12 protein-coding genes are annotated in these 12,328 nt (G+C 42.4%); all 12 read left to right on the forward strand.

Annotated elements, in window-relative coordinates; genetic code table 11:
- Window positions 1-7 precede the first annotated feature (7 nt).
- Window positions 8-487, forward strand: a complete 480-nt coding sequence (locus tag DESYODRAFT_RS04880; protein ID WP_007780193.1) for a hypothetical protein — start codon at window positions 8-10, stop codon at window positions 485-487.
- A 250-nt stretch (window positions 488-737) separates the two neighbouring features.
- Window positions 738-1,154, forward strand: a complete 417-nt coding sequence (locus tag DESYODRAFT_RS04885) for a HutP family protein (protein WP_007780195.1) — start codon at window positions 738-740, stop codon at window positions 1,152-1,154.
- 11 nt (window positions 1,155-1,165) lie between these two features.
- Complete coding sequence (gene aroH, locus DESYODRAFT_RS04890) at window positions 1,166-1,534, forward strand: chorismate mutase (protein ID WP_007780197.1); 369 nt, start codon at window positions 1,166-1,168, stop codon at window positions 1,532-1,534.
- A gap of 44 nt (window positions 1,535-1,578) precedes the next feature.
- Window positions 1,579-2,394: a 3-deoxy-7-phosphoheptulonate synthase gene (gene aroF / locus DESYODRAFT_RS04895; RefSeq protein WP_007780200.1), complete on the forward strand. Its 816-nt coding sequence runs from the start codon at window positions 1,579-1,581 to the stop codon at window positions 2,392-2,394.
- A gap of 457 nt (window positions 2,395-2,851) precedes the next feature.
- Window positions 2,852-4,045, forward strand: a complete 1,194-nt coding sequence (locus DESYODRAFT_RS04900; RefSeq protein ID WP_007780202.1) for a cation:proton antiporter — start codon at window positions 2,852-2,854, stop codon at window positions 4,043-4,045.
- Between the two features lie 46 nt (window positions 4,046-4,091).
- Window positions 4,092-4,580 carry a cation:proton antiporter regulatory subunit gene (locus DESYODRAFT_RS04905; protein WP_007780205.1) on the forward strand — a complete coding sequence of 163 codons (489 nt, stop codon included), beginning with the start codon at window positions 4,092-4,094 and terminating at the stop codon, window positions 4,578-4,580.
- A 542-nt stretch (window positions 4,581-5,122) separates the two neighbouring features.
- Window positions 5,123-6,160 carry a 3-deoxy-7-phosphoheptulonate synthase gene (gene aroF, locus DESYODRAFT_RS04910; protein WP_007780207.1) on the forward strand — a complete coding sequence of 346 codons (1,038 nt, stop codon included), beginning with the start codon at window positions 5,123-5,125 and terminating at the stop codon, window positions 6,158-6,160.
- Complete coding sequence (locus DESYODRAFT_RS04915) at window positions 6,150-7,067, forward strand: prephenate dehydrogenase (protein WP_007780209.1); 918 nt, start codon at window positions 6,150-6,152, stop codon at window positions 7,065-7,067. The genes aroF (DESYODRAFT_RS04910) and DESYODRAFT_RS04915 overlap by 11 nt, the downstream gene beginning before the upstream one ends.
- 74 nt (window positions 7,068-7,141) lie before the next feature.
- Window positions 7,142-8,428, forward strand: a complete 1,287-nt coding sequence (gene aroA, locus DESYODRAFT_RS04920) for a 3-phosphoshikimate 1-carboxyvinyltransferase (protein WP_007780211.1) — start codon at window positions 7,142-7,144, stop codon at window positions 8,426-8,428.
- Between the two features lie 4 nt (window positions 8,429-8,432).
- Window positions 8,433-9,188 carry an AzlC family ABC transporter permease gene (locus tag DESYODRAFT_RS04925; RefSeq protein ID WP_007780212.1) on the forward strand — a complete coding sequence of 252 codons (756 nt, stop codon included), beginning with the start codon at window positions 8,433-8,435 and terminating at the stop codon, window positions 9,186-9,188.
- A 32-nt stretch (window positions 9,189-9,220) separates the two neighbouring features.
- Window positions 9,221-9,541 carry an AzlD domain-containing protein gene (locus DESYODRAFT_RS04930; protein WP_007780214.1) on the forward strand — a complete coding sequence of 107 codons (321 nt, stop codon included), beginning with the start codon at window positions 9,221-9,223 and terminating at the stop codon, window positions 9,539-9,541.
- 782 nt (window positions 9,542-10,323) lie between these two features.
- On the forward strand, window positions 10,324-12,138 hold the full coding sequence (locus DESYODRAFT_RS04935; protein ID WP_007780217.1) for an acyl-CoA dehydrogenase family protein: 1,815 nt from the start codon (window positions 10,324-10,326) through the stop codon (window positions 12,136-12,138).
- Window positions 12,139-12,328: the final 190 nt, after the last annotated feature.

Below are 12,328 nucleotides of genomic sequence, written 5' to 3' on the forward strand. Positions count from 1 at the left end.
GGTGTACGTGCGTCGAAGAGGAAGCTTATTAGAATGGTTGTGGAATACGGTTCAGCAAGGGGAACGTCGAATTATCAGGGTTATGGTTCTGGCATCAGTGTTGCTGTTATTAATGCAGTTAAGTGCTGCAAGGGATCCGCTTGATTTCTATATGAAGGTAGCATCTGAGGTAGAAGCTCCGCCTTTAGAATTACCTGCACTCGCTAAGCCTGAACTTGAACAATCGGTTAAAACATGGCAGGTAACCTTAAAAGCAACACCGGCTGCTCCAATTCGGGTGGTACAGAATGGCACGGTTATTGCCACGTTGGCAAACGGAGAACAAAAAGTAGCGGTTAAATCCGGTCAAATCCAATTAGATGGAATAGGAATTGCTCAGACCGTTAAGGTTCAGGTGATTGATAAAGATGCCCAATTGCTTGAACCACGTCAGAACCAGATGTTCATATTACAAGGAAATATTCAGAACCTGATCGTGAAACCGTAGTGTTGCAAAGCGCTCATTGTCGTACTATACTGTAATTGATGGTAAATATTGTTTGATTATTTTCTCATCAAATGATGAGAAAAGGAGGGTAGTATGGCAGGACGGTTTAAGGTTTCCATAGGAATCTTATAATTGCATAGTTGAAGAATGGTGGGATGGTTTATAATAAAATCAAAGACACTGAAAGGTGTCTTTTTCTACCATTTATGACGTTATCCAACAAATCCATTAGGAGAGGAAGAAGGATAGTATGGCACAAAGTAAAAAGATCGCACTTGCTGCCTTAAAGATGGCTATGACAGAAAGTCGGGAAGAAGAGATCCATTTAAAAGAGTCCTATCTGAAAATTGGTGTTAAGACTGCAGCAGTTGATTACGGCGGAGAATATGTCGCTTCGATCCGAAAGATTGTCGAACGTGCTATAGTAGCCGCTAAACGCGAAGGGGTTATTCAAGAGACTCATGGAGATGAGGGAGCGGTAGCCGGAGCGACTCGGGAAGCGTTAACTCAGATAATGAACAAAGCCATGGGGTTGAATATTGGCGGAAAAATTGGGATCGCACGTCAGAGTGATCATTTGAGTGTTGCCGTATTTTTTGGAATTGGGCTCTTGCATTTAGATGAGGTAGCTGTCGGATTGGGACATCGCGTCGCTCCCAAGGAATAAGGGGGGAGAACATGGTTCGAGGAATACGAGGTGCCACAACGGTCAATAGCAATGATGCTCAAGAGATTCGCGAAGTAACTCAGGAGCTTTTACAAATGATTTTAAAGGAAAACGCACTTAGCCCTGAAGACCTGGTCAGTGTCATTTTTACAGTTACGCCGGATTTGAATGCTGACTTTCCCGCTTCAAGCGCGCGAGCCATTGGCTGGCAGTTAGTACCGCTCTTATGTTCGACTGAAATTCCGGTGCCCAATGCACTTCCATTTTGTATTCGAGTGCTGATACACGTTAATACTAACCTTACACAGAGTGAAATCCGACACATCTTTTTGCGTAATGCTGCAATATTACGTAAAGATTTAGTAGATACTGATAGTTGAAGGACGTTATCCGCTAAGCTTTAATAAGGAAGAAGGGGAGTGCGGTGAAACTAATCGCTCGACGGAAGGATGAACAACAGGAAACCACTACAGTTCGAGTGGGAGATGTTATCATCGGGGGTCCTCAGTTGGTTGTTATAGCTGGTCCGTGTGCCATTGAAAGCTATGAGCAGTTATTAAGTACAGCCTTGGAAGTTCAACGCCTTGGAGCAGTCATGCTCAGAGGTGGTGCCTATAAGCCAAGGACTTCTCCATATTCCTTTCGTGGTAAAGGGGAAACCGGTTTGGAAATGTTAGCCCAAATTAAAGCTTTAACCGGTCTTCCGGTGGTCACTGAAGTCATGGATGCGCGTGATATAGAGCGAGTTGCGAAAGTCGCTGATATGTTTCAGATAGGATCCCGAAATATGCAAAATTACACGCTGTTAAGTGAAGTCGGAAAAACCAAGCTTCCGGTTTTCCTAAAACGTGGTTTGGCCTCAACGTTAGAGGAATGGGTTTACGCAGCGGAGTATATCATGTCAGAAGGAAATGACCAGGTCGTTTTATGCGAACGAGGGATTAGAACGTTTGAAACCTATACCCGTAATACGGTTGATATTACTGCGATACCCGCCTTAAAAGAGTTAACACATCTTCCTGTGTTTTTAGATCCCAGCCATGGTACCGGAAAATGGTCGCTGGTCAGCCCGGTTGCTTTAGCAGGGATCGCCGCGGGCGCAGATGGTCTAATGATTGAAGTACATCCCCAACCGAATCTGGCTTTAAGCGATGGAGATCAATCCCTAAACTTTGAACGTTTTGCCGAACTTATGGTTAGAGCAGAATCCTTGGGTAAAGCTGTCGGACGAGAAATTTAACATAACAGAGGGACAGTCCTTTCGACATAATAACTGGATGTGTCAGGAGGATGGTTCTTCTGAAACTCTTAAAAGAGGGTGTCGTCATTTTGGTGACACTCTCTTTTTGTTCTTGTGGGGAGAGTATGCCGTATAATTTCTCGTAATAATCCTTCTAAATATGTGGACTTATATTTCAAATAAGTTAATCTTCAGCCTAAACATTTACGGTGATAATAATGATGATAAAGGTATTTGATAATATCTATCAAATTTGGGTATAATTTTCATTGTGTTATTTGGTTTTTATAACTTAATTATACGTTGATTGTATCTTAGAAATAAATGGGAGCGGATGCTCTACGAAATCGTTCGTTTAGCAACATTCCTATTTTTTAATTATTCAGAGACTAAAATCTATCGAATCTTGGTCGTTTGTTAATTAAAAGCTTAAGCCTATCGGGAGGGTAATAAATACATGGAAAATTTGGTCTTTCAGGTTGGAACGGCACTGTTATTAATTGCGATAGTATCTATGTTGGCGGCAAAGCTAAAGCTCTCAAATATACCGTTTTTAATTGTCCTTGGTATGCTGCTTGGTTCACATGCCCCAACTATCGGAATCTTTGATTTCTCATTTTCCGCAAGTAAAGAGATTATCGATTTTCTTGGAAAAATTGGAGTTCTTTTTCTTCTCTTTTATTTGGGATTAGAATTCTCTGTTCGGAAATTGATCTCACTGGGGAACAAAATTGTTTTTGGAGGAACCGTTTACGTTTTTTCAAATTTCTTACTTGGCTTAGCCTTTGGAATATTAGCTGGATTTCCGCTGTACGAAACCTTAATTATTTCGGGTATGATGTCGGTATCCTCTACGGCAATGGTAGCTAAGGTTTTGATTGACTTAAAACGAACAGGGAACTCTGAGACAGAACTCATCTTAGGGATGATATTATTTGATGATATTTTCCTGGCTGTATTTCTATCAATCATGTCAGGAGTGCTCCTTGGAGGGGCAACATCTTTGGGAGGACTCATTATTTCTGTAGCAATCTCACTTGGATACATGCTATTATTTTTCTTGATTGCCAGAAAAGGAACTCCATTTTTGAACAAGTTTTTAAATATCTCTTCAAGCGAGGTATTCGTTATTGTTATATTTTCTTCTTTGTTTTTCGTTGCTGGATTCTCAGAGAATTTGCATGTTGCAGAAGCTATTGGGGCTTTATTATTTGGGCTGGCCCTCTCTGAAACTGAGCACGTGAAGAGAATTGCCCATAATGTTGTTCCGTTTCGGGATTTCTTTGGGGCGGTGTTCTTCTTTAGCTTTGGTTTAGGCATTGACCCTAGAACCCTTGGAGGTGCAGTATGGATAGCACTGGCTGGGGCACTGATTACTATCATCGTAAATCTAGTATCCGGCATGATCGCAGGGAAGAACGCAGGACTGTCCCATAAGGCCTCAACCAATATAGGGCTTACTATTATGGTGCGGGGAGAATTTACGATTATCGTGGCAAATCTGGGGATAGCTGCGGGGCTTATGCCGTTGCTTAAATCGTTTACTGCTGTGTATGTCTTGATATTGGCCATTGTAGGACCTTTGATTGCAAAAGAGTCGAAACATATCTATAATGGGTTGAACAAACTATTTAAATGGAATCAAGCATAAGAAGTTATAATATACTATGGGTAATTTAATGGAGGATGATTGAAAAATGGCTACAATTAGAGAATCCGATCTTCCAGGTATAGGCAGAAAATTTCTGGTACAAACAATATCAGGAGATAAAATGGTTATTGTTATTCATGATGATGGCAGAAGAGATATTTATCATTTTGAAGAGAATGATCCTGACGAGATCATCTCCTCAATCTCTTTAGATGATGCAGAGGCCAGGCAGATCGGCTCTATCATTGGTGGAATGAACTATATGCCCAAGGCATTGGAAACTATTGAAGTAGCACTGGATGAATTAATTATTGAATGGCTAAAGGTCGAGCCACATTATAAAAGCGTTGGCAAATGTATCGCTGATTTACAAGTTCGTGAAAAAACTGGTGCTACGATTTTGGCTATTGTAGAGAAGCATAAACAGAGAATTAATCCCGGGCCGGATGACATCATTGTAACAGATTCGACCATTGTTGCGGCTGGAGTGAGAAAGCAAATAAGGGCACTGAAAGAACTCTTAGTACAAGGATAATTTAATACTCAACGTGACAGGGGGAGGACCTTTTGACACACAGTTATGTATGTCAAAAGGTCCTCCCCCTGTTATGCTTTCAAAGTTTAATCACTTCTAGATCATTGGGAACATACAGGTTGCGGTTAATAATACTCTTGAACTGCTCAAAGGAACAGCTTCTATGGAGCATAACCTAAGTATAATTTTTCTGAGTCAGGGGGGTTGTGAGAACCTCCCTTTATATGTTAAGATAGTTTAAATTTTAAATTTTGGTATTAAACCATTAAAGGTAGTTAATAAGCTTTGTTTGGCAAAGTTTAGGGTAGGATGGCAGTCAGGGTTCCGGCAGGGGCTTCATGCAGAAGACTCTTCAAAAGATAGGTAGGATAGCAGGATGGGCGCGATTAGGAGTTAAAGCACCCTCTATTAAGGGTGCTTTTTTGTTTTATCAAACAGACTCCTGGAAATGTAGGAGTAACTTAGCTCTATGAGCTAGTTATGAATAAATATGTGATGTAGGTAAAAAGTAGTAAGTAGGATGGTAGAAAGGGGCAGAAAAAATGATCGTTGTTATGAAAATGGGTTCGACGGTAGAGCAGATTGAAGAGGTGTCCGCACGTTTAACGGAAGAAGGTTTCAAAGTTCATCTTTCCCAAGGAGTTGAAAGAACAATTATAGGGGCTATTGGGGACCGAACGCGACTCGAAGCCCTTGATTTAGAAGCACTGCTTTGTGTAGACAAAGTTGTGCCCATTCTGGCACCCTACAAACTAGTTAGCCGGGAGTTTCACCCAACAGACAGTATTATTCGCATAGGTGATCAGGAAATTGGCGGGCGCAGGGTCCATGTTATGGCTGGTCCTTGTGCTGTTGAAAGTCGGTCTCAGATTTTAGAAACCGCGCAAGCAGTGCGTGAAGCAGGTGCCACCTTTTTGCGTGGAGGTGCTTTCAAGCCTCGTACCTCCCCTTATTCCTTTCAAGGATTAGAAGAAGAAGGATTGCGTTATTTGGCTGAAGCTCGGGAGAAAACGGGTCTTTTGGTGATTACTGAGGTTATTGATGCCCGGGACGTTCCATTGGTGGCTGATTATGCTGACGTTCTGCAAATCGGTGCTCGGAACATGCAGAACTTTATCCTCCTCAAAGAAGTAGCCAAGTGCGGGAAACCTGTTCTTCTGAAAAGAGGTCCTTCAGCAACTTTAGAAGAATGGATGATGGCAGCCGAATACATCATGGATGGCGGGAATTATCAAGTAATGTTCTGCGAACGGGGGATCCGAACCTTTGAAAGCTACACTCGAAATACTTTGGATTTAAGTATGGTCCCGGCCTTACATGCCCTTTCCCACTTACCGGTCATTATTGACCCCAGTCATGGGACGGGAAAATGGCATTTAGTCCATCCTATGGCGAAAGCAGCTCTTGCCGCAGGAGCAGACGGTTTAATTGTCGAAGTTCATCCCCATCCTGAAAAAGCTGTTTCAGATGGAAAACAGTCCTTAACACCTGAAAGGTTTCAGATGATGATGGCTGATCTGGTAAGGCTTACTTCCGCACTAGATCGGGAATTGGGGGAAGTGGGTAAGCATGTGGAATGAATTTACAAATACGATAAATGAACAAAATTTGACACCAGGATGGGCAGGCCTTCGAATACCGAAGGCTTGCGTCCTTGGTTTAGGATTGATTGGCGGTTCTTGGGCAGGGGCTTTGCACCAAGCCGGTTGGGATGTTTGCGCGGTCGACCCGGAAAGAGCCAGCATTGATGAGGCGGTGAAGAGGGGGTGGCTGCAAACAGGATGGACAGCTATGCCGGGATTTTTAGATGTTGATTTAATCGTATTAGCCCTTCCCCTTGAGGCTTTGGAGGTGGGTCTGGATCAATTGGTGGGAAAGATTCCTAAGGGAACGGTTGTAACTGATGTGGGGAGCATAAAAGCAGAGATTTGTAACAAAATGTTAGCTAATCAAAGGGATTTTTGTAACTTCTATTTTATTGGCGGGCATCCTATGACGGGTTCGGAACAATCTGGTTTTAGAGTCTCTGATCCCGACCTTTTTAGAGGGTATCCGTATGTATTAACTCCTTCAGCGGATTGCCCGAAGCAAGTGGTTCAAAAACTAGCGGAAACCGTGCAGGGGTTTGGCGCTAAAGTTGTTTTTCGAAAGCCGGTCGATCATGATGCAGACGTAGCAATGGTCAGTCATATCCCTCATTTGTTAGCAGTAACTTTAACGTTAGCCGCCCAGGATGCTTCAAAAGAGGGGGAATCACCCTTGGCGTTAGCTGGAAGAAGTTTTCGGGATTTGACGCGTATTGCTGACAGTTCCCCGGAAATGTGGAAGGAAATTATGGTTAGGAATGCTGATGCAATCTTGGACGGTCTAACTCTTTGGGAACAACGAATTAGAGAATTAAAAACCTCCCTCCAGCAGGGAGACAGAGACACTATTGCGGAAGCGTTTCGCAAAGCCCATGCTGCGCGGAAAGAAACTTTAAATTAAGAGGTAGCTAAGTTTGTAGTTTATTTGCTATGATTAAAATCTAAAGAGTATTTAGCTTAGTAGGAGGATATCTTATGGGCGGTGTGTTTATAAAGCCGGTTACTAAATTAGGCGGTGAAATCAAGGTTCCTGGCGATAAATCGATTTCTCATAGGGCAGCCCTCTTTGGTGGAATGGCCCATGGAGAAACCCATGTTTCAAATTTTCTCCTAGGGGAGGACTGTTTAAGTACGCTTCGTTGTTTGAAACAACTTGGTGTTTCCTGGGAGAGGCAGGAGACGGAGGTTTGGATTCGTGGTGAGGGCATGGGAGCGTGGCAAGAGCCGATAGATGTCCTGGATGCCGGTAATTCAGGAACGACATTAAGGTTAATGCTTGGAGCATTAGCCGGCAGTCCGTTTACTGTCACCATGAGTGGAGATGAGTCTCTTCGCTCACGGCCCATGCGTCGGGTCACAGATCCTCTCAAACAAATGGGTGCTCAGATCATGGGACGCCGGGAAGGTAACTTGGCTCCCATCACGATGAAAGGCGGTCAGTTACAAGGGCAGAGCTTTCGGACCGCCGTTGCCTCGGCTCAAATCAAATCAGCTATTATCCTGGCTGGGCTAAGGGCGCAGGGCGAAACGAGCGTAGAAGAACCCGCTCTTTCTCGGGATCATACTGAACGTATGCTTAGGGGATTCGGAGTCGATGTCCAAAGCGATCGAACAGTGGCAAGAGTTCATGGGGGTGGACGCTTAAACGGCCAAGCAGTTTCCGTACCAGGGGATATCTCCTCAGCTGCCTTCTTTCTTGTCTTAGGAAGTTTAGTTGGACAAGGTGAGATCATCTTGCCGGATGTCGGTGTGAACCCAACTCGTACAGGAATCTTAGACGTATTAAGAGCCATGGGTGCAGATATTGAATTGCTTGACTCCTCTGAAATCTGTGGAGAGCCTAGAGCAACATTACGAGTCCGCCCTGCGAAACTTAAAGGGATTGAAATCTCAGGGGACATGATACCGCGATTAATCGATGAAATCCCTATTCTCGCTGTGGCAGCGAGCCTAGCCGAAGGAGAAACTGTTATTCGGGATGCCGCAGAACTAAGAGTAAAGGAAACGGATCGGATAAGTACAGTCGTCAAGGGATTAAATGCTCTGGGAGCTAAAGTTGAGGAACTCCCTGATGGAATGCGCATCCAAGGACAGACTACTTTGTACGGTGGTCAAGCCAGCAGCTTTGGAGATCACCGCTTGGCCATGGCGTGGGCTATCTCAGGTATGCTGTCTCGAGAAGGGGTCAGCGTAGAAGACATGGAGGCTGCGGATGTATCCTATCCTGAATTTTTAACTGTCATTAAGAAAGTAGCTGGGTAATCAAATGCTTAAGGAAAAAGAAAAACAAGCTAAAAAGGCTGTGGACAAGAGCTTCTTTTACGGCTTGCATCAATCATTGACGATTGTCATTGGCTATACACCAGTAGCCATAACCTTTGGAATCCTAGCGACTCAGTTCGGCTTAACCTTTTGGGAAGCCGGGCTGATGTCTTTCTTTGTTTACGCAGGTGCCTCGCAATTTATTGCTATTGAAATGATTCATCAAGGAGCGACTCCTTTGATGATTGGCGTTACCACCCTAATTATTAATATACGGCATCTATTGATGAGCCTATCGATTGTCCCTTTTTTTCCGCAAAGAACACTTCCCTGGTCTATGGGCTTAGCCCAAGGGCTAACGGACGAAACATTCGTGCTCAATACAAAAGTTTTAAAGGATGTGGACGGAGAAGAAAACCGCCGGCGAGTTATGTTAGGGGTCAATATAGGAGCTTTCGCTACGTGGGTCATCTTTACACTCCTTGGCGGTCTGATTGGTAAATGGCTGCCTGTTCAGTTCTCGGGTTTTCAATTTGCTCTCTTGGCATTGTTCATTATACTAACCGCATCCTCTCTCTCTAAGCAAAACTTTATGACGTACCTTATAGCAACATTACTTGCTGTTGTACTTAAACTCCTTATTCCAGGAAAAATTTATCTAATACTGAGTGTAGCTCTTGCCGCTGGTATTGGAGCATGGTGGCGTGGGAGAAAAGCAGATTCGCCGAGCCGGGTTTTACTCAAAAAGAGTATCTCATAAGCTTTGATTAGAGAAGGAAAGGGAGGCAGGTCATGTCTGTTCAATTATTAGCAACAATTATATTAATGACTTTAGTCACTTATGGTTCGCGTGTGTTACCTTTTCTCTTGTTTAAAGGAAAGAATGTTCAGGGTTATGCCCGGGATTTTATTGAACTTGTGCCTATTGCCTTACTCGCAGCCTTAGTTGTTCCAGAGTTAGTGACACCGTCAGGAACCATCGAAATAGTGCATAATCCCTATTTATGGGCGGGAATTATGACCTTCCTCTTTTCTAGATTCGTTCCAAATCTTTTTTTAGGAATTGTCTTTGGAATGACTTTATTCTGGGGATTGGATATATTACTTGTATAAATTAACAAGTTGTACTTATGCAAGAAAAAGCTCCATATCTATTTTCAGGGGCAGCGTATAACGCAAGTTTATATTTTTGATAGTAAATAAAAAGTTAGGATGCTTTGGCACCCTAACTTTTTTGTCTATAAAACATACATGATTTAGATATGAAAATTTGTTGAGGCTGATCAATTGATCAGAGCATTATTATTCTATTACGAGATTGCAGATATCTCAGACGACTATCAGGCTGTTTCCCAGAGGTGACTAATAAGTTTTAATTAAGGCATCTATAATTTAAAGTAATTGTTTCCTTAATTAAGAGAGTAAAGAGCTGGCCTTAGTGATTTTAAATCTTAACTGCATTCTTCATTTTGTATAATTTGTATACAGAAACTGGCCGGCAGTTGTTTTTTTGTCTCGATTCTAAACAAAAAAGTGCTCTATGAAGTTAATTTCGTTGATATAGAGGTAACTTTCGATAATGAAAATTGGTAGAACAAGTTTAGGCGAATGCCTTCCATAGGTATGTAAGGAAACGGTATGAGCGCTCAGGGGCGTGTTGTTGAGATAAAGAATTGAATATACAGAATAGTTGCGTTAGTGAATAAATTACTGAATATTTACACCCAAATTGGCATGGTTCTTGTAATAACAGTAAACATCAACTATTTACAAAGCCGCACAATAGGGCAAAGGCCTGCTAAGGAGGAATGAACTCGTTTAACAGAAGTTGAAAAATAAGACATTGAGTAATATGGCAAAGGGAAAAAATCATGTTTGGATTGGAGGGTATTCACGTGGAATTCAAATATAATGTCCGTGATTTATTGTTTATTTTAAAAGAGTGGCTGCCAACCAAAGAAGTCCTGGAATTAGATCGATTCAAAGAATACTACGACATGAACGATATTGATTCGATTTTGATAGAGGGATATAAAGTAAGCCGTGAGGTTGTAAGTCCTATTAATGCAATTGGTGACAAAAACCCTGTACGCTTTGAAAAGGGAGTAGTAATATCTCCTCCGGGATATAGAGAAGTCTATCAATTTCTCCAGAAAAATGGTTGGGGTTCCAGCAGTGAGTGTGTCGTCGATGGCGGAATGCCTTTAACTGTTTTCAAAGCTGCATCAGAGATGATTTCGGCGGCCTGCCCCGCTATGGGTTCTAATGTTAAACTAACTTCTGGTGCCGCCAACGTGATTCTCCATTATGGCAGGGAGGAAGATAAAGAACGATTTATTCCTAAAATGCTGAATGGTGAATGGCAAGGAACTATGAACCTCACGGAACCCTCTGCGGGCTCAGATGTAGGAGATGCTTTAACGAAGGCTTTCCCAACGGATGACCCTTGGCTCTATAAGATTAAAGGAACTAAGATGTTTATCACGGCTGGTGATGGCTCCATTTGTGATAATATCATTCATTTGGTTTTGGCACGTCCAACCGGAGGGTGCAAAGGATCGGCTGGTCTAGGGTTATACATTGTACCGAAATATTGGGTCAACGAAGATGGAAGCATAGGCAGGCCAAATGATGTCACTACTATAGCCGTCGAACATAAAATGGGTCTTGGCGGATCTGCTACTTGTATGTTGAACTACGGCGAGAATGATGAGTGCTACGGTATAAGGCTAGGGAATCCTCCTGACGAAAAGGGCCGATCTCAAGGGTTGGCTATGATGTTTCGAATGATGAATGAATCTCGTATTGGTACGGGATTTAATGCTAACGCTCAGGCCTCTTCAGCCTATGCACAAGCTTCCCAATATGCGGTTGAAAGAGTCCAAGGCTATATCAAAGGAGAGAGAGTACTGATCATCAAACATGCTGATGTGAGAAGAATGTTAATGGATATGAAAGCTCACACAGAAGGTATAAGAGCGATGATCTACAAAGGATTTTACAATATAGATATGGCTGAAAACATTAAGGATAAGGCGAAGGCTAAGAAACATGACGACATCGCTGCAATACTTACTCCTTTGATCAAGTGTTACAGTAGTGAAACTGCGGTTAATGTGACATGTGAAGCTGTGCAGGTATTGGGGGGAGTTGGTTACACCAAGGAATTTCCAATTGAGCAGTATGTGCGCGACAGCAAAATATTAACCATCTGGGAAGGAACGTCTTTTATTCATGGGCAGGATCTTGTAAAACGCAAGATGAGAATGGGGGATGGAGTACCTTTTGCAAATTGGATGGGAGGAATATTGTCCTTTATTGAGGCCAACAAGGCTGCAGCTGGGTTGGAAAAGGAATTTAGAAACCTTGAAAAGGCCTATCGTTGTATGGAAGATGTCAAGAGTTTATACGATGTATGGCATCTTAATAAGATGGATGATTTAATCGGCCTTTATGCCATAAGAACTCTCTTTGTATGCGCACAGGTGCAGGTAGCTGAGTGTTTGCTGGAGCAGGCTTTGATTGCTCAAAAGCAAATAGCCCAATTGGCGGCAGATCACTACGATATTAACTTCTATAAGGGAAAAATAGCGAGTGCCAGGTACTATGTTAATAATATTTTACCTAACGTATTTATCCTGAGTGAAATAATTAAAAATGCAGACCTATCTAGTCAGGAATGCCCTGAGGAATCTCTCGTGGTCAATTAGTAACGATAACTAATTAACGATTCTTATAGAAATTCGTTGACCGTAATAAATTGAAGTTTGTTACGGTCCACATGAATTCGGGCAAGTAACTATTTGTTTATGAAGTAAAAATTGTAGAAAGTAACCCTTCTTTTTTTGACCATAGATATTTGAAAATTAAAAATTGAACAAATATTAAAATAAACCATGG

The sequence above is a fragment of the Desulfosporosinus youngiae DSM 17734 genome, assembly GCF_000244895.1.
GTDB classification, from domain to species: domain Bacteria; phylum Bacillota; class Desulfitobacteriia; order Desulfitobacteriales; family Desulfitobacteriaceae; genus Desulfosporosinus; species Desulfosporosinus youngiae.